Annotated in this window: 20 protein-coding genes and 2 pseudogenes; 1 reads left to right on the top strand and 21 read right to left on the bottom strand. The window is 38.9% G+C overall.

Features of this window, described 5'->3' with window-relative positions:
• Positions 1–298: 298 nt before the first annotated feature.
• Positions 299–958, bottom strand: a pseudogene (locus LG369_RS01130) (hypothetical protein).
• Between the two features lie 237 nt (positions 959–1,195).
• On the opposite strand from LG369_RS01130, the gene LG369_RS01125 reads away from it, so the two are divergent.
• Entirely contained in the window at positions 1,196–1,729 is a 534-nt protein-coding gene (locus tag LG369_RS01125) for a hypothetical protein (protein WP_225749987.1), read from the top strand.
• A 38-nt stretch (positions 1,730–1,767) separates the two neighbouring features.
• Here the strand turns inward: LG369_RS01125 and LG369_RS01120 are convergent, their stop codons facing one another.
• From LG369_RS01120 to fusA, 20 genes and pseudogenes are all read right to left on the bottom strand, one after another.
• Positions 1,768–2,244 carry a hypothetical protein gene (locus LG369_RS01120; protein WP_225749986.1) on the bottom strand — a complete coding sequence of 159 codons (477 nt, stop codon included), beginning with the start codon at positions 2,242–2,244 and terminating at the stop codon, positions 1,768–1,770.
• Positions 2,245–2,278: 34 nt separating this feature from the next.
• Positions 2,279–2,902, bottom strand: coding sequence for a hypothetical protein (locus LG369_RS01115; RefSeq protein WP_225749985.1), 624 nt, complete (start codon positions 2,900–2,902; stop codon positions 2,279–2,281).
• Between the two features lie 31 nt (positions 2,903–2,933).
• The gene (locus tag LG369_RS01110; RefSeq protein WP_225749984.1) at positions 2,934–3,389 is read right to left on the bottom strand and encodes a DUF4274 domain-containing protein; all 456 of its coding nucleotides are present in this window, start codon (positions 3,387–3,389) and stop codon (positions 2,934–2,936) included.
• 124 nt (positions 3,390–3,513) lie between these two features.
• Positions 3,514–4,047: a thiol-disulfide isomerase gene (locus tag LG369_RS01105; protein WP_225749983.1), complete on the bottom strand. Its 534-nt coding sequence runs from the start codon at positions 4,045–4,047 to the stop codon at positions 3,514–3,516.
• A gap of 57 nt (positions 4,048–4,104) precedes the next feature.
• On the bottom strand, positions 4,105–5,058 hold the full coding sequence (locus LG369_RS01100; protein ID WP_225749982.1) for a hypothetical protein: 954 nt from the start codon (positions 5,056–5,058) through the stop codon (positions 4,105–4,107).
• Positions 5,059–5,064: 6 nt separating this feature from the next.
• Positions 5,065–5,160, bottom strand: a pseudogene (locus LG369_RS01095) (beta-carotene 15,15'-monooxygenase); the annotation flags it as partial.
• Positions 5,161–5,214: 54 nt separating this feature from the next.
• Positions 5,215–5,868 carry a hypothetical protein gene (locus LG369_RS01090; protein ID WP_225749981.1) on the bottom strand — a complete coding sequence of 218 codons (654 nt, stop codon included), beginning with the start codon at positions 5,866–5,868 and terminating at the stop codon, positions 5,215–5,217.
• A gap of 133 nt (positions 5,869–6,001) precedes the next feature.
• A complete protein-coding gene (locus LG369_RS01085) occupies positions 6,002–6,562 on the bottom strand; it encodes a hypothetical protein (protein ID WP_225749980.1) in 561 nt (186 codons plus the stop codon).
• A gap of 68 nt (positions 6,563–6,630) precedes the next feature.
• Entirely contained in the window at positions 6,631–7,194 is a 564-nt protein-coding gene (locus LG369_RS01080; protein ID WP_225749979.1) for an ABC transporter substrate-binding protein, read from the bottom strand.
• A gap of 186 nt (positions 7,195–7,380) precedes the next feature.
• Positions 7,381–8,418 carry a tRNA preQ1(34) S-adenosylmethionine ribosyltransferase-isomerase QueA gene (gene queA, locus LG369_RS01075; protein ID WP_225749978.1) on the bottom strand — a complete coding sequence of 346 codons (1,038 nt, stop codon included), beginning with the start codon at positions 8,416–8,418 and terminating at the stop codon, positions 7,381–7,383.
• Between the two features lie 28 nt (positions 8,419–8,446).
• Complete coding sequence (locus LG369_RS01070; protein WP_004250738.1) at positions 8,447–9,355, bottom strand: LysR family transcriptional regulator; 909 nt, start codon at positions 9,353–9,355, stop codon at positions 8,447–8,449.
• A 143-nt stretch (positions 9,356–9,498) separates the two neighbouring features.
• Complete coding sequence (locus LG369_RS01065) at positions 9,499–9,729, bottom strand: GlsB/YeaQ/YmgE family stress response membrane protein (protein ID WP_006149365.1); 231 nt, start codon at positions 9,727–9,729, stop codon at positions 9,499–9,501.
• A 9-nt stretch (positions 9,730–9,738) separates the two neighbouring features.
• Positions 9,739–10,980: an aminopeptidase gene (locus LG369_RS01060; protein WP_225749977.1), complete on the bottom strand. Its 1,242-nt coding sequence runs from the start codon at positions 10,978–10,980 to the stop codon at positions 9,739–9,741.
• A gap of 125 nt (positions 10,981–11,105) precedes the next feature.
• Positions 11,106–13,010: a DUF262 domain-containing protein gene (locus LG369_RS01055; RefSeq protein ID WP_225749976.1), complete on the bottom strand. Its 1,905-nt coding sequence runs from the start codon at positions 13,008–13,010 to the stop codon at positions 11,106–11,108.
• A complete protein-coding gene (locus tag LG369_RS01050; protein WP_225749975.1) occupies positions 13,004–14,314 on the bottom strand; it encodes a DUF262 domain-containing protein in 1,311 nt (436 codons plus the stop codon). Before LG369_RS01050 ends, LG369_RS01055 begins: the two co-directional genes overlap by 7 nt.
• A gap of 64 nt (positions 14,315–14,378) precedes the next feature.
• On the bottom strand, positions 14,379–14,501 hold the full coding sequence (locus tag LG369_RS08475) for a hypothetical protein (RefSeq protein ID WP_257375148.1): 123 nt from the start codon (positions 14,499–14,501) through the stop codon (positions 14,379–14,381).
• 394 nt (positions 14,502–14,895) lie between these two features.
• A complete protein-coding gene (locus LG369_RS01045; protein ID WP_225749974.1) occupies positions 14,896–15,846 on the bottom strand; it encodes a helix-turn-helix transcriptional regulator in 951 nt (316 codons plus the stop codon).
• A 15-nt stretch (positions 15,847–15,861) separates the two neighbouring features.
• A complete protein-coding gene (locus tag LG369_RS01040) occupies positions 15,862–16,377 on the bottom strand; it encodes a DnaA ATPase domain-containing protein (RefSeq protein ID WP_225749973.1) in 516 nt (171 codons plus the stop codon).
• Positions 16,378–16,449: 72 nt separating this feature from the next.
• Positions 16,450–20,844 carry a PolC-type DNA polymerase III gene (locus tag LG369_RS01035; protein ID WP_225749972.1) on the bottom strand — a complete coding sequence of 1,465 codons (4,395 nt, stop codon included), beginning with the start codon at positions 20,842–20,844 and terminating at the stop codon, positions 16,450–16,452.
• Between the two features lie 113 nt (positions 20,845–20,957).
• Positions 20,958–23,039, bottom strand: coding sequence for an elongation factor G (gene fusA, locus LG369_RS01030; RefSeq protein ID WP_225749971.1), 2,082 nt, complete (start codon positions 23,037–23,039; stop codon positions 20,958–20,960).
• Positions 23,040–23,096: the final 57 nt, after the last annotated feature.

The raw sequence follows: 23,096 nt of genomic DNA, 5'->3' as shown, positions 1-23,096 counted from the left end.
ATAACTCTTTGAAGAGAACAAAAATCTGAATGTAATAAGATAGTACCCATTACCCATATTATAATTAGATTATGAATTGAAGCTTTTTGGAACTAAAATTAGGAATAATTGAGAAAGTAGGGAGGGAAATTTTGCTTTTACCCCATTTTGAAATAATTTCATTTTAGATTTTTCTAAGTTTCTTTCAAAGAGCCTGCAGGGGGCATCTAAACAACAGGAAAAAGCCTTGATTTACAAGGCTTTTTTGTTTTTCTAAAAGATTTTCTCTAGATATTTAGCAGAATCCCAAGATAGTTTCTCAATGTTCCACTTCTTCCTTAAATCGTACTTTTCCTTGGCTGTATAATCTCATAATCTTCACAAAGCGAACTGGATTGTTTTGGTTATACAAAAGAAATACTGAAAAGAATAACAAGCCAGCAAACCACAAACCATAGCCTTCATCACCAATCGGTTGGCCAAATTTTAGAGGAAGAATCAAGAAATACAAAAAGTAATAGATAGACACTATATTTACTACAAAGCGGGCAAATCGAAAAACTAGAGTACCCAGTTGTCTGGGATCAAACTGGTTTTTCACAAACAAATTATGAGATGCTGCATAGTAAAAGACTTTCTCTGTCGTCGGCTGTGCCTTGCGAACATTTTTATAGAGAGCTCGTTCGAGTAAAGCAACCAACGAGAAAAACTGCATCAACCAAAACAGAAAAATACAAGCTAGACTAAACCAATTATAGAGCCCAATAAACTTGAGGGAAAAGAAGCCCGAAATTGCAGGTCCACCTGCCAGTAGGAGAATCACCCATCCTGGAATAAAGGAATTCGTGTCACCAGCACCTTCAGTATTGAGCAGCTTACTCTTTGGAGCGGCTAAAGCCTCTCTCGTCTTTTAGTCATAATAAACAGCTTGTCCATCACATTCGCCGATAAAGACACGACGTCGTCTAAGAAAAAACATATTGACCTCTTTCTATTTGTGAAAATAAGTTCTCAAAGTTTGGAATGCCTAAATCCCATTATACCACAAACCAACTGCTCCATCATACTACGACTAAGATTGGCAACTTGCTAAAAGGTTGACAGAACTTCGCTCCATAGGATATGATGGGAATACCTAGAATTTTAACTCTGCACGACCTATACGCCTTCTACTGAAAAAGCGTTGGCGAGTTCAATTCTATAGATGGAGGTTTCTATGAAAATCTATTATTCAAAATTTGTCGGTGTCGGCTATCTAGTTTTTGCGACGGGTGTATTCTTTCAATTTTTCTTTTTTCTCGCACATGGATTGATCGACTTTTCTCAACTGAATCTTCTCACAGTGGTCCCAACCATTCTCTTTTTCGCTGCTATCTATTCAACGATTGCAGGCATCAAAAGACTTTCTAGCCACAGACTCTCCTTTGAATTCACCTTTGAAGGTATTTATGTCTATCCCGGACTCTTCTTTTCCAAGGAAATCTTCATCCCAAAAGAAGAATTGTTGCGAGCATCTTATGTTGAAGTGGATGTCAGTGACCCCGACCACGTTAACAGCAAGGCTTACTATTTAGACTTCGATCTGAGAGAGGTGACCCAGCTAGAAGATATTTCTAAATCAAACGTCATCATCGATACAACCTCCTTGAAATTACGTCTCGCCCTTAGCCTTTGTCGATTTAGAGAGGAAGAAAAAGCCGAGTTAGCGACCTATCTAAAAGAAAACTACGGCATTGATTTCTTATATTAGCAAGTTAAAAAAGTCCTGATGTAGGGCTTTTTGTGTTGTTAGCGATTCACCACTTGCGCTTCAAAGTGGGCTGGTTTGTCATCTACATTTGTTACGGTAATGGTGTAGGGCTTGCTTTTGGTTACATCAAAAACTTTTTCACCTAGATAGGTGACCACAATCCCATCTTCTACCAACTGAATATCCTGTTGATTGTTGGGAAGCTCAGTATCATTTCCTAACTGGATGATTTTATTTTCTGTTACTTCAAAATACAGGCCACTGAATTGTTCAGACCAAACATTTCTTCCAGATAATTTGATTTTTTGATTATCCTTCTTTTCTAAAATCAATTCTGAACTATACTCTAGTTGGTCTGCACGAGGACGGACACGTATTTCAACACTTTGCCCAGGTTGCAGAGTGTGATTGTAGGCATTTTTGACTGAAAAATATAAAAGAGCAACACCTACGAGGACTGCCGTAAGTAATAAATTACAACCAAGATTCCAATTTGGTTCTTTTTCTGAAGCCATCTTCTCCTCCTTATTTGCTTTCTTATAGCTGGTCTTATCTGTTGGGTATTGTCTCAGCTTCTGTGAATTTTCGACGCTCACCTGACCACTTGATACAGAGTAGTAACACTATAAAACGAAGGACTAGATAAAACAGACAGACAGTCTTCATCTTGCCAAGAACATGCAGGAAATCTTTGCGTGCTTGATCGATATCCTGAGTTAACTCCTCAACAGTTTTCCCAGTCTTTTGTTCTATGACAATCGCATTATCTGCTGTTAGATAATACTTGCTATCTACCGTTGAAAAATACGCAGCTGTTAATGCTCCATCTAAGGGAAATGAAATCTCGTAATTGTTTGTATCAGAAGCCGGACTGTATGTAGCGAAGACCTGCTCGCCAGATTTTGAAGGGTAGGCACTTATCTTAGTAATTTTATAGTCTAAATGCATGAGTCCGTTCAAGGCAGGCGTAGTCCATTCTTCTGCATAATGATAGAGCTTGACCTGACCATCTACCATAGGCCAGACCATCACATAGCGGCTATGCATAAATTCCTTGGTCAAGGACGCGTTGCTAGCGGTACTAATCGACCCAATCTCATAGACTGACCAAGCCAAAACTATAAGCATCAAGATTGCTTGAATAGGTTTTGTTTTAACATACTTTTTTAACATGTTCACTCTCCGATAAGAATTACCAACTCATTTAAAGCAAAATATGTAAATCTTTTCCAGAAACACCATCTAAAATAAAGGAACTAAGGTTAGGATGTAGCTTCTTCAATTTGAATTTTTGAATGTTTGTTATTTCAGGGTCATAAGAGATATTTCCAATCGGATAGTGCTCTTTCAGGATTTTATCATAAATTTCCTTGATAAAAGTTTTCCAGGATTTCAATAAAGGATTTGCAAAAGCATCCTCTCCTTCAAATAAATATCGTAACCCATCTGCCCTATAAAAAGCTAATAAGGCAACAGAAAGAGTACAATTCGTGTGAGTAATAATTGCCTCTGGCACTTCAAATCCATTATCCCAGTTATAATTATCAAGCAAGACAAAGAGTTCATCTTCAGCGTTAATAGACTGAACTAGTTTCACAACTTCAGACTTGTTTTCAGAATATAAAATATCAGATAGTTTCTTTAATTGCTCGGCATTCATTTTGTCTTCCTTTCTTGCAACTTGAATGGGGACTCACACTTTACGATTCCTTTTTAAATAAAACAAAAAGTAAAGAACGGGCTCGAATAATCACGAATGTCTGTAGTAGCACCTATATCTATACTTAGGCATATAAGATCCGATACATATTTTCCATGAAGCCATCAATCTCTCCTCGAACAGTTTTCAACAGACGATCTTCTTCGGATTGCGAGATAGAGACTCCTTCTCTTTTTCCACTGTCGTTATCCTGAGAATAGTTAGAATAAATTAAATTAAGGTCTTTATCTAACACGAAAGCTACATATGTTTGTTTTTCATTAACTTGTGTAATGAAAAATAACTGAAAATCTTTTGCATCTTTCTGAGGAGGGCTGATTTTCAAATGTAGGTCTCCTTCTATTTCAAGCGGATAAATAACTCCATCTAGACGAATAGCACCATCAGATGGAATGATGTACCCCGCTTCACGTATTTGAGATGCGTACTTTTCCGACCTCATTAAATAATGAAGAGCTTCAATTCTATCCTGTTTTTCAAAAGCTGTTTTTAGAGTACTAGATTCTTGAGAATTTTTATTAGTGCGATAAAAAGGAATGACTAATAAGATAAAAGATACTATTATCAACCACTTAAACTGTTTCATTTTATCTAACATTGATCTTACCACCTCTTTCCAAATAGTCAAAGAAGGCTTTCTGCTTCTTCTTTCTCCCTATCTCTTCTTTTTTATCTGAGAATACACAAGACTAATCATAGCATCCAAGAGAATGGTATACCCAAAAATTCTTATGGTTGCTATGAGCCAACTTGGGCTATTTTCGGCATCTATATTCAATAGTTTTAAAGACACTGCTAGAGTCAAAAATAAGACAACTTCTGTAGTCAAGCGGTGTTTGGCCTTTTTGAGATCTATGGTTTTCAAGAAGAACTTACTCTGGTCTTCCTTCGGTCCTTCTTCCCAATAGGTCTTATCCTTACTTCTTAGATAAAGTAGATAACCAACTTCGACGATTAATCTTGAAAAAGCTGAAATAAACACTATATTGCTCACAATCCCAAATGTTTGCAAATAATAACCGGATAAACTAGCCAATCCTCCGCCTAACAAAGTAACTCCTAGAATAATCCAAAGGGATGGTTTACTGTAAACACTTGAAAAGGCTATATAGTTAGCAGTTGTTCGTTTTTCTGAAAATCCTTTTCTTAGTTGCTTTTTTAACCAACTGGCATTATAAACAATTAACCCAATGAATAAACCAATGGAACTTAACCAATAAATCAGCGAGTAGATCAGCGAATTTTTTAGAACCTCATTCGTTAAAATAGTGAGGATATAATCCATTAAAACCAATGAAAGATGAATCCCATTGATTAGTACAAAGAGCATCGCAGTACTAAAGAGTTGATGTTTATAGACGAATGTCTTGCTGAATGACATAATCTGACAGCCCAGCATGAGCAATAGAAGGAGACATAGAAAAAGAAAAGGGACATTCGAAAAGGGATCTACTGTGAATTGCTCCTTGATAAAAAAGTATACATGAGTCAGGTCGATGCTCAATACAAACAAACCAGCCCAGGCCAAACTCAACATTCTAACAGAAGCTCGCGTGGAACCCAGCGCTTGAAAATATTCCTTATTTAATGCTTCTGACTGACGGTTCATATCCCACTACTCCTCTTCTAGTTGACTGCTTTTGATCAACTTCTTATAATAGCGTTTGCTGTACCATTCGCGGTCGCTAATCCCCAGATATTCTTTGTATTCCAGACGGCGTCTAAGAAAAAACATATTGACCTCTTTCTATTTCCTTTGTTATATTTACTTCTTAACTCGACTATTTCTGTACCGTTCAACTGCCTTCAGCCATCGAATCATATTATTTTGCCACAGCAATAGAACTGCGACAGCTGGCAAAACCCCCATCAAACTTAAAGGAAACACCTCACTGCCGATTGGTGTTCCCATCATCTTCAAAACGAGCATGGAAATGACAGAAATTGGACCCACCAAGCCCATAACAGCCATAAAGACTGTGAAAACCCAAGCAATTAGCTTCTTGCCAAGGGTAACCTTCTTATCTGAAAAATTATTCCAAAAGAGATTACTATTGACGGCTCTTCTGAAGTTTTCCTTGCTGGTAGCCTCCGCTAGGGAAACATTTTTGTAGAGTGCTCGCTCCACGATCACCAATAGTAGAATGACTTCCAGTAACCAAATTAGCAGAAAATAAATCAGGGTTCCATAGCTATAGACACCTGTAAAAAAGCGCGTTGCGGGAAAAAACTGCATGATGCTACTGAATGCTAAAAGGCCACAAATCAACCAGACAATGTGTTTTCGATTTCCACGAGAGGCCTCAGTATCTAAAAATTTACTTTTAGGAGCTGCTAGAGGATTTCGTGGCTCGTCGATATGAACATAAATAGCCTGACCTTCGCTCTCCCCTATATAAATCACTTTCCTAAAAAACATGCTTGTCTTTCCCCTCTAACCAACTGATTTTCTTAAAACTTGCCTGCAAAAGAATTTTTTTCTTCATTTATTCCTTCAATTTTATGACACCATTGATAGAACTTGCTCCATAGAGAGATCTAGAATGAAAGAATTATAAACCTTGAGCAATATTTCCTAGTTGGTTCACTCGATCATGAATGGTTTCCACATTTAGATTTCCATGTTGGTATTCGCAAAGAAATCCATTTTCGTAGAAGACTTGCTCTGAAAGCTGACCTTTTGGTGTATTTGGACATTCAATCATGACAACATTAAAGACACCACCTGTTCCTGTCCCTTCGATTGCATTGCCTCTAAAATGATAAGTGAAAGCTCGGAATTGCTTCCCCTTGTAGTTACCAGAGATGACATAGGCAACTTTTCTCTCATGTCCACACCCAAAAGGATAATGGCTAAAATTGGCATATTTTTCTACATAGGGACTTTGGGTAGGAGTTATAGTAAGCGTACTAGATATCGTTTTGCTTGAGTAATCCCTATAGTTGTCTCTACCTTGAGCTTGTTCAAATTGATAGCCGTGAGCAGTTGCAAAGGCTTGGTATTCTTTGTTGTTTTTATTGGCGTGGCTAATAGCCCAATAAACAATCCCTGCTACAAAAACAAAGATTAGTAACATAAAGATGATAAAGAAAATAACAAAAGCCGTACTCATTTTATACTCCTTTTAAAATTGGTTAGAACGCAAGGACATTTCACCACCCTTACTTCTGATTGATCTTCTTAGTTACGGTAAAATTGGTTATCTTTGTCACTTACAGATTGACCGATAGACAAGACATCTTGGCTACCGTCTGTACCTGTCACTTCGTTTTGGACTCCGGCTGGGGTAAAGATTAGTCGTGCCCCTTGTCCACCACCGACAAGATGAATACCTGTTGAGTAGTAGCCGTCTTTTTCCTCTACTTGCCCCATCTCGTATTTAAAGGTTCCATTTGAACTTTGGATCGTTACAATTCCATCTGCTGTGACTGTTGCAGTTGTTCCCGCGTAGTTTTCCCAAGTCCCTACAAACTTAGCGTAAGCCTCTTGTGATTTTTGCTTATCTTCCTTTTGTTCTGCTTGAGTGGTTGTAGCTTCTGTCGCACTATTTGTTTCTGACTTCTGCTCCTCTTTTTGGCCTGCTTCAGTTTTACTTGCGGACTCTGTAGTCACCTTACTTGTTGTTTCCTTTTGGTTTGAAGATGACGTATTCTTGTCAGTCTTTCCACCACAGGCAACCAAGGTCAAGGCAGTCAACAAGGTCAGGACTGATAGGCTCGTATAGCGTAATGTTTTGTTTTTCATAAAAATCTCCTTTGAAATAGACTCAGATAAAAGTAGCTCGTCAGATTTTGCATATATTTGACGGCTGTATCATAGTCTTCAGTGTATCATTTATTTGCTTTTAATTCAACAGCTATCATATATCGAAAAAAGGCTAATCCAAGTAGGAATTAGCCCTTTTATTTCTAGTTTTGATTTGCTCGTTTTTTAGTAGATAAACATGGCATCGCCAAAGCTAAAGAAACGGTATTTTTCATCGATAGCATGCTGGTAGGCTTTGAGGACCAATTCACGGCCTGCAAAGGCTGAGACAAGCATGACCAAGGTAGACTTCGGCAAATGGAAATTAGTAGAAAAAGCATCCACCACCTTCCAGTCATAACCTGGCTTGATAAAGATATTAGTCCAGCCAGAGTCGGCCTGGATTTGGCCGTTAAACTTGCTTCCAATAGTCTCTAGCGTACGGATAGAGGTTGTCCCCACAGCAATGACACGGCCACCATTTTCTTTGACCTGACGCAAGGTCGCTGCAGCTTCCTCAGACAATTGATAAAACTCTGAGTGCATCTCATGCTCATCCAGATTATCTACTGAAACAGGTCTAAAGGTCCCAAGTCCAACATGCAAGGTCAGGTAGACTAGGTGAACGCCTTTTTGCTGGATTTCTTCTAGTAATTCTTTGGTAAAATGTAGCCCTGCAGTTGGGGCTGCTGCTGATCCACTCTCCTTGGCATAGACGGTCTGGTAACGTTCACGGTCATCCAATTTTTCGTGAATATAAGGAGGCAAAGGCATTTCTCCAAGACTTTCAAGTACTTCTAGGAAAATCCCCTCATACTCAAAACGGACAATACGGCCACCATGGGTTAATTCCTCGATCACAACTGCGCTAAGTCGACCATCACCAAAGATAACACGGGTGCCGACCTTGAGACGTTTAGCTGGTTTAGCCAAGACTTCCCACTCATCTCCTGCTGTATTTTTCAAAAGCAAGAGTTCAACATGGCCTCCTGTTTCTTCTTTTTGACCATGAAGTCGAGCTGGCAAGACACGGGTATCATTCATAACCAGGGCATCACCTGGCTCTAGCATTTCGATAATGGAGTGAAAGTGGCGATCTTGAAATTCACCTGTTTTGCGATTGACCATCAAGAGTTTAGAGGCATCGCGCTTTTCCAAAGGAGTCTGAGCAATCAGTTCCTCCGGCAAGTGAAAATCAAAATCATTTGTATTTAATGTCGTCATTCTTCTTTTCTCTTCTCATTTATTCAAATTACTTATCAAAGCGAACTTCTTCAAGTAGGTACTCGATGAAGCGTTCACCCATCTTAGATAAGCTAGTTTTCTCATGCTGGATATAAACCAACTCAATGGGATCATCAATATCAAGTGGAATCGAAACGATATTGTCTCCATTGAGGTTACTATTAAGGATACCAGTCGCGATGGTATAGCCATCCAAACCAATCAAGAGATTGAACAAGGTCGCACGGTCACTAACAACGATGGATTTCTTGTGGTGTTCCTGAGACAAAATCTCCTCTGAGAAATAGAAAGAATTATGGGTACCTTGGTCATAGCTCAAGTATGGAAAGTCTTCTAGGTCTGCCAACTGCACCTTGTCTCTTTTAGCAAGAGGGTTAGTCTTGCTGACAAAGATATGGGGTTGGGCTGTAAAGAGATGGTGGGCAACGAGATGGTTGTCATCCAACATCTTCGAAAGAACGTCCCGGTTATAGCTATTTAAAAAGAGGACCCCCACTTCACTTCGGAAGTTCTTGACGTCGTCGATAATCTCCCAAGTTCTCGTCTCACGCAAAAAAAGCTCGTACTTTTCCATATCGCTTTTCTTGAGCAAGGAAACAAAGGCATTAACTACAAAAGCATAGTGTTGTGAAGACACACTAAAAAGCTCGCGATGAGCGATTGGATTCTTATAACGTTCTTCTAGAAGTTGCGTTTGCTCAACAACCTGACGGGCATAGGATAGAAACTCCATCCCATCACGTGTGAGGGTAATTCCCTTAGGATTTCGGATAAAAATCTCAATTCCCATCTCATTTTCTAGGTCACGAACGGCATTTGATAGAGAAGGCTGAGTAATGAAAAGTTGCTTGGCAGCCTCATTCATCGAACCAGTCTCTACGATTTTGATAATATAGTGTAATTGTTGAATTCTCATGTTTTTATTGTACCATACTTGAGGCAATATAAAAAGGAACAGTCACTGAAAGCCAAGCTAGCCGCATATCAGTCTTTTTTTGCAGCTCATAAAAAAGAGGTTGGATGATTTCCAACCTCTTTATCTGTTCTAGCAAGTTAAAACTAGCTGTCTTTTCTCCAAAAGATGGCTAATAAAATCATGGCTCCTAAAACTGATGGGATAATAGCCGTATCAGCTAAGATAGGGCCCCAAGTTCCAAAAAGCATTTGACCCAGGAAAGCACCAATCCAACCCAAGAACATTTTTCCGAAGCATCCCATCCGTTCTCCACGATTGGTGATAGCTCCTGCTAATAGTCCGATCAAAAGACCGACAAACATACTTCCAATCATAGTTTCTCCTTAAATTGCCCAATCTCCATTGCGGAAGAGTGGTACGCGTGTTCCATCCTCACGGATACCATCGATATCCATTTGGTTGGAACCAATCATAAAGTCAACGTGAACATCTGAACGATTAAGTCCTGCAGCTTCCAGTTCTTCTTCGCTCATCTCTGCTCCACCAACAACGCTCGTTGCATAGGCTGCACCAATAGCCAAGTGGTTAGAAGCATTTTCATCGAAAAGGGTGTTAAAGAAGGTAATACCTGACTGTGAAATTGGGCTTGGATCTGGTACCAAGGCACATTCACCCAAGGCACGCGCACCAGCATTCTTAAAGACGAGGTCCTTCATAACCTGATCACCCTTTTCAGCTGTGATATCAACAATTTGACCATTTTCAAAGGTCACCTTGATGCCTTCGATGATATTCCCATTGTAGCTAAGAGGTTTTGTAGACGTTACATAACCATCTGCACGACGGAAATCAGGGGCTGTAAAGACCTCTTCTGTTGGCATGTTTGGCAAGAAACCTTCGCCTTGAGCATTGATCGCTCCGGCAGATTCCCAAACGTGGTTCTTCGGCAAGCCAAGTGTCAAATCAGTTCCTGGTGCTGTGTAGTGAAGGGCTGAGAATTGTTCTTTGTTGAGCATTTCCGCCTTGCTCTTCAAGATAGCTGCATGTTCTTCCCAAGCCTTAACTGGATCTTCTTCGTAGATACGGCAAGTCTTGAAGATTTGGTCCCAAAGGAGATCCACTGCTTCTTCGTCACTCGCAGCATTTGGAAAGACTTTCTTAGCCCACTCAAGTCCAGCAGCGGCTGCTACAGTCCAGCTAACCTTGTTAGATTGAGTTGCGATACGCATTGGCTTCATTGCAATTCCCATAGCTTTGGCAGAAGCTGAGAGCTTTTCAGCATCCACTCCGTTCAAGGCACCTGGGTCAGAAGAACGAACACCGAGACGACTTGCTTTGTTTTCAAGAAGGTAGTTCATCTCAGCGATCTTGTATTCTGGCACATTGTCCAAACGCTCCATCGGCGCGTGAAGGAATTTCTCACGGTTTAAAAAGTCATCTGCCCATTGAACGATAACTTCGTGCGCTCCAAGTGCATAGGCTTCTTTGACGATTAAGTGAGCCAACTCGCGTTGCTCCACATCAATAGAGAGAGCCAAGGTATGACCAGGTTGCACGTTCACTCCGTTTGCAACCAAAAGCTTAGCGTATTTTTCTAGATTTTCTTTAAAATTTGGTAAAACCATGTTGTTTCTCTTTTCTTTTTTATTTCAAATCTTTGAGCATATTTGTCTTACTCAAAATTCTTCCCTTACTAGTATATCACATATGATGTAAATTTAAAAACAAGCCTAATAAAGCTTGTTTTTATTTAACTATCACAAAAGTCGTGTACATATCTTTCCACTTCTTTTTCCATAAATTGAATCTCACAAATACCCCATTTATCATTCTTTACCGTTACATCTGCCATCATCTGTAATTTTAAACTCTGGCGATTGAAAATTCCTTCCCATTGTTTATATTTTGCACTTGGAACTAAATTTCCAAACTTCGAATTTTGACTATCTGTAATGATACAGAGATTCCCAAAGGAGTGCAAAAATTTATCATCAATTTTTTCAACTCTTTCATCACTATTTGGATGTTGTGGAAACCAATGCTCTATAGAACGACGATATGCAAATTTGAAATCTTCAAACTTAACATCGTATGCTTTCTTTAATTCTTCACGATTTTTCCATAGGATGTAATCAACAAAATTGAATGCATAAACAGGAATATCATTATATTTCTTGATAATACCTTCCTTGGTAAACAATTTTCCATCAGCATATCTTACAGCCATTATTTCAAGAAAATCCTTAAAATAAGAGCCAAATTCTGGCTGATCTAACTCTTCAATATGGTTAAAGAGGAATTGCAAGATCTCATATAACCAACGACTGTCACGATTGGCCGTGAAGGTCACAGCAAACATAGATTGGAGCATTAAAATATCATCATTGAACTTTTCAAAAGAATTTTTATCATAATAGTATTGAACAAATAAATCTCCTCTAGTTTTATTATTATAATCATTCCGATAAACTTTCTGCAGAAACCAATCATTTTCTTGTCTTCTATTATTAGTCTCTTGTGACATTCGTACGATTAAATTATCAAATATAAATTTTAATTTCAATAAATTCCTAATAAATAATGTAATATCTTCTATGTTTGTATTAACACTAGTTACGTTTTCAAATGTTTCTAATAATTTCTTGTCATCAAGCTGTATATCAGAAGGGGAGACATTCCCAAATGTTATATAATATACGAAAAATAAAAATGTTTCAAAGTTTATAATCGTTCTGTATTTTTCCACTTCATTCGTATGTGATATTACTTTAACTGTTGTAGATTCTTTATTTTCTATACTAGATAATAAAGATTTCTTATTAGTTGACTGAACTTCTACTTGACTTAAAGACTCATCAATGTTTAAAAGAAAGCTATTCTGATAATTATTTCCTTTAATCCAATTCAAAGGAAATATTTTTTCTCTTTCTGCATCAGGATGCTTTTTCTTTGCTTTTTTTGTAAATGCATTGATTACCGGCTTATCAAATTCTGCACAAGCATCCCATATTCTCGCAAATTTTTGTGCCATTTCTTGATTTTCACCAAACTTAGCCATCATTTGCGCCTTAAGAATTTCATGAGCTTCTAGTTGTTCACCTCGAGAGTTAAAACGTTCAAAATAAAGATTCAAATCTAAATCTTCAGGAAGTATACTCCGAAAAATGATGACATTCTCAAAAAGATAATCAACGAAAGACTGAGGATTAAGCTGGCGCTCCTCTAGCACTTTTTTCAAGGTATCTTTAGCATGCCCGTAACCTCTAGTTAATTCATTTTCATCGTCCTCAGAGATTTTTTGCTTAGTAAATAGTTTTTGAATATTCTCATTTGATTTCTTCCTAGCTGGAAAGGTAAGATTGACAGCTTTCAATCTATCAAAACCAAACTCATGCTTCAAAGCTAAGGCAATCAAATTAAGAGCTGTTGTTCGTTGTTGCCCATCTATGATTTTGAAAAGGTTATTCTCTTTATTAACGACTAATGTTCCAATATAGTAATTGTCTCTATTTTCTTGAAAAGCATCTGCTACGTCGTTCAATAACTGCTCAATTTCATCATAAGTCCAAGCAAAATTTCTCTGATAAAGAGGAATAGCATAGGTATCTTCATTTAACAAACGATTCACTGATAAACTTATATGTGTTTCTACCATTTATCTTTTTCCTCTTCTATAATCTTGTCCACAGTATAATTTTCAAATAGCTCTCTATCTATCTTGATCATGAAATCATTCGGAGTAACAGCATGGGATAAAAGTTGAAATAGCTTTTGAGCCTCTTTTTGTCTAAAACTTCCACCAGCGGCATATTTCCCTACCGTTGCATCATATATTGCTTTAGACTTAACTCGAGGGTAATAAGACCAAATAAACAAGGTCTCTACTATATCCTTTGATAGCTCATTCTTTCCAAATCTCTCTGCAAAAAGCGAGCAAATATTTAGGAATATATTGTGACACTTGAGGTAGCGTCCTTTTGAGCTATTGTAAATGTTCAACATACCTTCTGGGTAAGCTAGATTTTTTTCTTCCCCTTCAGGTTCATCAGAAAATCCTAACTCTTCATTTAAAAAATCTTTATGTTCTTTAATAGTTTCATGAGCAGATTCAATATACTCAAAAAATTTACTTCCATCAATTATTGGCATAGTAATGGACATGGGGAGATTTTCAATATGACGATACAATTCTAGATATGGAAAATTCTGATTCAAATCAACGCCTTTAAAGTCGTCAATATAATCCTCTGTAAATCGTAGATAAGAGCCATAACGCTTGTTTGTTAATCCTGTTTCTCCCCTAGACCAACGTCTCATACGAAAAAGATGCTTATCAAATAACTCTTTGAGACTTAACTCTTTATCCTCTACAAATTGCTCCCACTTTTCAACAATTCTTTCATCTTCAGAATCTTGCTTACGAAGATGATAGGCTTTGAGCAAATCATGAGGTTCTAGAGATTTTCCACGATTATTCTGAGAATCAAATAACTGAAAGGCCTCTGATAATCGTTCCTGTGGCATAGTAATCACAGAGACAGAACAATTTTCCAATAGAAAGTTACAAATATCTTTTGCCTGATTCTCACCAACCAATTGAGTCAAATTTTCCCACTCATTATAATTTTCACTCGCATGATAACAAGATAGCTCTCCAAATTCAGCACTTAGTAGTTGATTAGCACCCTTATAATCCTCAAAATCATCTAGTAAATAAAGAAACAAGGAAATAGAAATTAGCCGTTGCTGTCCATCGACAATATCTAAGTATCCATCATTTTCATGCAAGATAACAAAACCAACCTGATATTCCTTTTTCCCCATAGCATCTCGTAGATCATAAAAAAGATTACGGATATGCTTTCTGTTCCATTTATAAGGTCTTTGATAAGAAGGAATCCGCAAATCCTCTTCTTTCAATAGTTCTCCAACTTTTTTAGAAGTAAATTGAATACTCATTTTATCCGCCTTTATAGTATTTTAAAAAAACTACAAATTCATATGAATCTGTAGTTAAGAGTGGCTAATTCTTTTGAATAACACTTGTATTAGGAATATTTTTTGAATACTGTTCTGCTGCTTCCTTTGTCCAAAATCCTTGTGCAATCATGTTGCCAAACTGATCAATAACAATCCATTCAGTCATATCTCCATCACCTTTCTACTTCTTTATTAATTATATATTAATTATTAGAGGTAGTATAGCATATAAAAATTGTAAAATCAATATTGTCTATGTAGAACATAATATTATTTTTCTCAATTTAAGACCAACTACAATAAATTTTCTATATTTGAGAATACCAGTATATAATTGCAGGAGTAAAATAGTACGATTTTTAGCAAATTTCGTTCTGTCCTACTCCTGAAAAGATAGTGTAACATTCTTCCGAACTTAGAAAATGAACAATTAAATCAATCAGTTACTGCATCTTGTAATTATGACTTTTGTTCATTTAAGATTGATAACGTTTGAATAAAAATCATTTATCCATAGTTCTCCAACCTTTTTAGAAGTAAATTGAATACTCATTTTATCCTCATCTATATTTATCTATCATTTCTTGAACTGTTTGCTTCATATCCTCTACTAAAATCCGAGGAGACAAAACAGTAACTGCTTCCCCTTGTCCCAACAACCAGCGTTTAAGACCCGGTGTATGCTGACTTTCAAACTTAAAATGAGTCCAGCTACCATTTTCCCCAACTATTTTTGCATTTGGAAATTGATCCATCACAATCGTCGGATCGTACAAATACTCGATTTCAATACTGATTTTCTTCCCGATAAAAGCATCTACTCTCTCGTTACGAATATCACCATCTCTAAATTTATCTCGATAAGAAATAGAGGGTTTCTCTATACCACTAAGAGACCATGACTGGATACGGTCTACTCTTAAAGTAATATAAGTAGCATGTTTCAACTGGTATACAACCAGATAGAAATAATGACTATCATAATAAAGAGATATAGGCAAAACCGTCTGCTTCTTAGAAGATTCAGAATAAGGTTTTTGATAGATAATGTCTAAGACCTGTTCATGTAGAATAGCCTCCGATAAATTCCAAATTTTCTCTATTCTATCTTGTTGATCCGTTAAGGGAGTATAGTTAAGTTTTTCACTGCCAATGATCTGTTCAATTTCTTTCTGGTCATCACGAGGAACTAAGGCAAGTAAATTTTTTAGTAAGCTATCAATTTCTGGTTTATTCAGTGCTCGATTTTCCAATAAAATCTTTGAAATAACGAGAATATCCTTTTTATTAAAAACTGACTTACTTGCTAAGCAATACTTATTCGTTTTACGGTTATAAAGCAAGTCTCCACTATAACTGGTGTTACTAGATAAAATATCACGGAGTAGCGAAAAATCTCTCTGTATCGTCTTTTCACTAACCTCAAATTCCTGGGCTAATTGCTTTTTTCCTAATGAAATACCTAACTGTAAACGTAAAAAAATGTTTAGTAGTCTCTCTTGATCATTCATTTGCAGTCCTTCTTATTATTTTTCAAGCGATGCTAGACACACTGTCATCCCCCATTTAAAACGCACAATCAAACGAGAAGGTACATTTTCCAATTGATCTGGTTCAGTGTCACTAGAGAAAACCATTTGCTTATCCTTAACATGTAGAGAATTAAAAAGATTAAAGAATTTTTCTTGAATCATATCATCTTTTTCTCCCAATATCTGGATATCATCAACGATAAGAAGATCTAATTCTGCATCTCTAACTTTTTGTATCTCTAGCTCATTTTCTAATAAGTTTTCGGCAGAAATATATTTTACTCGCTTTTCTGGATTGTTCTCAAGAACCTTATTTCCAATTGCTTGAAGGAGATGTGTTTTACCTGAACCTGATTCCCCATAAATATAAAGAGGATTATATTGGGGATTATATTTTAATCCTAAGTTCTTCACTACTTCTAAGGATCCTTTCTTTGCCAAAGCATTACCATCTTTTTCTATAAAATTTTCAAATTGATATTTGTTATCTAATCCTGTATTGACCATCATTTAAACCTCTTTCTTTTTATGGTATAAGTATAACAAAACAGATGGACAATATTTGTCCGTCTGTTATTTTTTTTAAAACAAATCATCAAACAGACTGAGCTGGTTATCCTCTGGCATATTGCCCAGAATTCCCATTTCATCCATCTTTTCAACCAAGGTTGAGGAGAGTCCACCACGCTTGCGTAACTCGGTTTTAGAGAGAAATTCCCCTTCTTGACGGGCACGAACCAGTTGCTTAGCAACGTTCTCTCCCAGACCATCCATAGCGACAAACGGTGGGATGAGGGTATCTCCATCGATGATGAATTCAGTCGCATCACTGCGATAGAGGTCCAATTTACCGAACTTAAAGCCACGTTCCCACATCTCATTGACGATTTCAAGTGTTGTGTAGAGGTCAATTTCTACATTAGAAGCTTCATTATTCTTGCGTTTTTCAGCAATTTCTTGCATCTTACGTTTGATAGCATCCAAGCCTGCCCCCATGGTCTTGATATCAAAGGCCTTAGCACGGATGGAGAAGTATGCACAGTAATAATAAATTGGATGGTGAACCTTGAAGTAGGCCACGCGAAGGGCCATCATAACGTAGGCTGCCGCATGGGCTTTAGGGAACATGTACTTGATTTTTCCACAAGATTCGATATACCACTCAGGCACATTATTGGCCTTCATGGCTTCGATATAACCATTGCGCTCTTCTTCTGAGATTTTAAGCCACAATCCCTTACGCACTCGCTCCATGATGGTAAAGGCCATCTTAGGTTCTAAACCTGCGTGCATGAGGTAAACCATGATGTCATCCCGACATCCGATAACGGTTGATAGGTCTGCAATTCCAGTTTTAATCAAATCCTGGGCATTTCCCAACCATACGTCGGTACCGTGAGACAGCCCAGAAAGTTGAAGCAACTCCGCAAAGGTCGTCGGATGGGTTTCATCCACCATGCCTCGAACAAAGTTAGTTCCAAACTCTGGAATACCAAGCATACCAGTTGAGGTACCGATTTGTTCAGGTGTCACTCCAAGGATATCTGTGCCCGAAAAGAGAGCCATGACACCATGATCATCCATAGGAATATCATTTGGATCAATGCCTGACAAGTCCTGCAGTTTCCGAATCATGGTCGGATCATCGTGTCCCAGGACATCGAGCTTAAGGACGTTCTCATCGATATCGTGGAAGTTAAAGTGAGTGGTCTGCCATTCAGCGGTCACGTCATCTGCAGGGTATTGGACCGGTGTAAAGTCATAGACATCCATATAATTAGGGATAACCACGATTCCTCCTGGGTGCTGACCGGTCGTCCGTTTAACACCAGCAGCTCCTTGAGCTAGACGCTCAACTTCGGCTTCTCGGTAGAATTTGCCATAGTCACGCTCGTAACCCTTGACAAATCCATAGGCTGTTTTAGCAGCCACCGTACCAACCGTTCCTGCACGGAAGGCATATTCTTCCCCAAAGATATCACGGACATCCAAGTGGGCGCTCGGTTGATCCTCACCAGAGAAGTTCAAATCGATATCGGGTACCTTATCCCCATCAAAACCAAGGAAGGTCTCGAAAGGAATATCCTGTCCATTCTTGCTGAGTTTATGGCCACAGTTTGGACAATCCTTATTGGGCATATCAAAACCTGAACCGTAGGAACCATCCGTGATAAACTCACTATACTGACACTGGCCACAGACATAGTGAGGCGAGAGCGGATTGACCTCGGTAATCCCAATCATAGTCGCAACAAAACTAGATCCAACCGACCCACGGGAACCGACCAAATAGCCTCGTTCGTTGGAACGGTGCACTAGCATCTGTGAAGCTAGATAAATCACAGCAAATCCATTCCCCAAAATAGAGGTTAGTTCTTTTTCAATCCGCAAATCGACAATATCTGGGAGTGGATTTCCATAGATTTCAAAGGCTTTTTTATAGGTTAACTCGGCAACCGTTTCCTCGGCTTGGTCGATAAAAGGTGTATATAAGTCGCCTTTAACGACCTCAACAGGCTCAAAGATTTCTGCCAAGGCATTGGTATTTTCAATGACAATCTTGCGAGCCAAGTCTTCCCCTAGAAAGGCAAATTCATCCAACATTTCATTGGTTGTTCTAAAGTGTGCCTTTGGTAGCGGAGCTGGTTGGGCAGCTTCTCCATGACCGATCGTTCGGTTAATCATGGCTCCCTGACCTAGACTTCGCACGATGATTTCCCGATAAATTTCATCCTCAGGTTCGATATAGTGGACATTTCCTGTCGCAAGAACTGGCTTACCGAGACGGTCTCCGACCTCAATCAAGCTCTTGATAATGGTCTGAAGTTCCTCCATATCCTTGACCTGCTCTTTGGCAATCAGAGGTGCATAGATAGCCGGAGGCATCACCTCGATAAAATCGTAGTATTTAGCTACTTCGACTGCCGCATCTACCCCTTGTGATACGACTGCATCAAAGACTTCCCCTTCCGTACAGGCTGAACCTAAGATCAAACCTTCTCGATGGGCATCTAGTACCGTACGTGGAATCCGTGGAACTCCTTCAAAATACTGGGTATTAGAGAGGGAAACCAACTTAAAGATATTTTTCAAGCCCACTTGATTTTTTACATAGATTGTCGCATGCTTGACACGAGCTTTCTTATATGAATCTGGACTGATTAAATCAAGGTTTAATCGTGCTAAGTTCGTCACACCGTGTTTTTCTGCTACTTCTTTGATAAAGATAAAGAGCAGACGGCCAGTTGCTTCCGCATCATAGTTGGCCATATGGTGGTGTTCTAGAGCTACGCCAAAACGTTTGGTCAAAGGTCCCAAACCATGGCGTTTGTACTCTGGATAGAGATTTCTAGCGAACTCTAGCGTATCGATGACAGGTTGAGTAATTTTTGGAAGACCGTGACGCTCATAGTTGGCATTCATAAAACCAACGTCAAAGCTTGCATTATGGGCTACAAGAACGGTATCTTTACAGAATTCTTGGAATTCTTTCAGAACTTGAACCAAGGGTTTAGCGTTTTTTACATGATCATCAGTAATCCCTGTCAATTCGGTTGTAAAGGCTGATAAGGGGTGCCCTGGATTGATGAATTCATCAAACTCAGCGATGATATTGCCCTTATACATCTTGGAAGCTGCCACCTGAATCAAATCATTATAGATAGCAGATAGACCAGTCGTTTCCACGTCAAAGACTACATAGGTAGTTTCAGAAAGATCCATCTCTACTTCGTTATAGACGATAGGAACACGATCCTCAACGATATTGGCTTCCATTCCATAAATGAGCTGAATACCAGCTTTCTTAGCGGCCTTATAACCGTGAGGGAAGGATTGAACATTTCCATGGTCTGTGATTGCTACCGCTTTGTGGCCCCATTTTGCTGCTGTTCCAACGATTTCCTCGACCTCAGGAAGAGCATCCATAGTCGACATATTGGTATGGGCATGAAACTCAACGCGACGCTCACCTTCTGGCATCAAGTCCTTACGTTCATAGTGGACTACTTCCTGCACATCTTGCACATTCATGGTCAAATCTCGTGTGAAATTATTGACCTCGACATTTCCACGAACACGGAGCCAGGAATTTTTCTTAATGATGTCAAACTTCTGAGCTTCTTCTTCGTTTCGGACCCATTTTTGCATGGAGAAACTAGACGTATAGTCCGTCATCTTGAAACTAATCAAGACACGACCCGTTCTAGTCACTTTATGCTCCACATCAAAGACAACCCCTTCAAAAACCAGTCGATTTTCTTCGGTATTGACCTCAATCATTGGAGTTACCTCTGCCTTGTCGAGTTTAGGCTTAGCAGCTGCCTTCTTGGCTTGGAAATCAAAGACAGGTTTGTCCTCAACTGGAGGAGGCGGTGCCATCTGCTCTAACTGTTCCATAGCTCGAAGGGTCTCTTCATTTGCAGCCTGAACAATCATTTGATTTTCCGAATGGAAAGCTTCCTGCTCTTCCTTTGTCAAATCTTCATTTTTCTCTAAATGGCATGTAAACTTAGGAAAACCAAAGAGCTCAAGTTGTTTGCACAGATTTGGCAAATGGTTTTTTCTGAAATGCTCTGTATCTGCTGCTTCAGAGGCCTCAATAATCAACTGATCATTTTCAAATCGAACCTGAAAATCCTGATACGTGGTCCGAAATCCTTGGCTAGAACAAGGGCCATCTGAAAAAGCCTCCCGATAGTAGGCTTGTAAAAGCTCTCTTGAAAAATCTTGGCTTCGAGTTTTAATCTCAAAACTAGCCTGATTTCCAGTCTTTGAAAATTCTTCTTTCAGGCCCTTTTTCAATTCCAGAAAAACCTCAAATGGTAGAATATTCTCAAAGACAAAACGAAACTCCCAAATGTTACTTTGCTTGTGTACAATAACTTGTTCAATTTCAGCCTGGGAGAAGGCCTCATGATTTCTTATCTCAGCGGGAATTCCCAACTGATTCATTAAAATTTCAAAAGTGGTTGACATCCATTTTCCTCACAATATACTCCTTCTATTTTACCATATTTGAGGCAATTTTAGCTATTTCTACCAAACAGAAAAAGAAGCCACAAAGTGACTTCTTTTAAAGTGACGGTGAATTATTCTTCACCTTTGTTTTTCTTAATGATTTCTTCTTGTACTGACTTAGGTACATCTTCGTAGTGATCGAATACCATCATGAATGTACCACGTCCTTGTGATGCAGAACGAAGAACTGTTGCATAACCGAACATTTCAGCAAGTGGAACATAAGCACGAACGATTTGGCTGTTACCGTGTGCTTCCATACCATCTACACGTCCACGACGAGCAGTTACGTGACCCATAACATCACCAAGGTTTTCTTCTGGAACAGTGATTGTTACAAGCATCATTGGCTCAAGGATAGCTGGTTGTGCAGTCTTAGCAGCTTCTTTAAGTGCAAGAGATGCAGCGATCTTGAAGGCAGTTTCAGATGAGTCGACATCGTGGTATGAACCATCGTAAAGCTTAGCTTTAACGTCAACCATTGGGTAACCAGCAAGAACACCGTTAGCCATAGATTCTACCAAACCTTTTTCAACCGCTGGGATAAATTCACGAGGAACCACACCACCGACGATTGCGTTTTCGAATTCGAATCCTTTACCTTCTTCGTTTGGAGTAAATTCAATCCATACATCACCGAATTGACCTTTACCACCAGACTGACGTTTGAAGAATCCACGTGCTTGAGTAGAAGCGCGGAATGTTTCGCGGTAAGATACTTGAGGAGCACCTACGTTCGCTTCAACTTTGAACTCACGACGCATACGGTCAACAAGGACGTCAAGGTGAAGCTCACCCATACCAGAGATAACTGTTTCACCAGTTTCAACGTTAGTTTCAACGCGGAATGTTGGATCTTCTTCAGCCAATTTTTGAAGGGCGATACCCATCTTATCTTGGTCTGCTTTAGATTTAGGCTCAACCATCAATTGGATAACTGGTTCTGGAACGTTGATTGACTCAAGGATGATTTTAGCTTTTTCATCTGTCAATGAGTCACCAGTTGTAGTGTCTTTCAAACCAACGGCAGCAGCGATATCACCTGAGTAAACAGTGTCGATTTCTTGACGGCTGTTAGCGTGCATTTGAAGGATACGTCCGATACGTTCACGTTTACCTTTAGAAGTATTCAATACGTAAGAACCTGATTGAAGAACACCTGAGTAAACACGGAAGAATGTCAAACGACCTACGAATGGGTCAGTCATGATCTTGAAGGCAAGTGCTGCAAATGGCTCTTCATCAGATGCTGGACGAGTTTCTTCTTCTTCAGTATCTGGGTTGATACCTTTGATCGCAGGGATATCAAGTGGGCTTGGAAGGTAGTCGATAACCGCATCAAGCATCAATTGGACACCCTTGTTCTTGAAGGCAGAACCACAAAGTACTGGGTAGAATTCAACGTTGATAGTCGCTTTACGGATACCAGCTTTCAATTCCTCGTTAGTGATTTCTTCACCTTCGAGATATTTCATCATCAATTCTTCGTCAGTTTCAGCAACTGCTTCAACCAATTTTTCACGGTATTCTTGAGCTTGTTCAAGGTATTCAGCTGGAATATCTTCTTCAAGGATATCTGTACCAAGGTCGTTAGTATAGATTTCAGCTTTCATCTTGATCAAGTCAATGATTCCGCGGAAGTCATCTTCAGCACCGATTGGCAATTGAATTGGGTGTGCATTTGCTTGAAGACGATCGTGAAGTGTGCTTACTGAGTAAAGGAAGTCAGCACCGATTTTGTCCATTTTATTGGCAAATACGATACGTGGAACCCCGTACTCAGTTGCTTGACGCCAAACTGTTTCAGTTTGAGGCTCAACACCTGATTGTGAGTCAAGAACTGTAACCGCACCGTCCAATACACGAAGAGAACGTTGTACTTCGATTGTGAAGTCCACGTGTCCTGGTGTGTCGATGATGTTTACGCGGTGGTTGTTCCATTGAGCTGTTGTTGCAGCAGATGTGATAGTGATACCACGTTCTTGCTCTTGCTCCATCCAGTCCATTTGAGACGCACCTTCGTGAGTTTCACCGATTTTGTGGATTTTACCAGTGTAGTAAAGAATACGCTCAGTTGTAGTTGTTTTACCAGCATCGACGTGAGCCATGATACCGATATTACGAGTTTTTTCAAGTGAAAATTCGCGTGCCATGAGGTTTGTTTCTCCTATATTTTTTATTTCTATTCTATTATAACACGATTTCAATAA

Origin of the sequence: Streptococcus sp. Marseille-Q4154, assembly GCF_916700545.1 — a bacterium.
GTDB classification, from domain to species: domain Bacteria; phylum Bacillota; class Bacilli; order Lactobacillales; family Streptococcaceae; genus Streptococcus; species Streptococcus infantis_I.
This window is presented reverse-complemented; position numbering and strand designations above follow the sequence as displayed.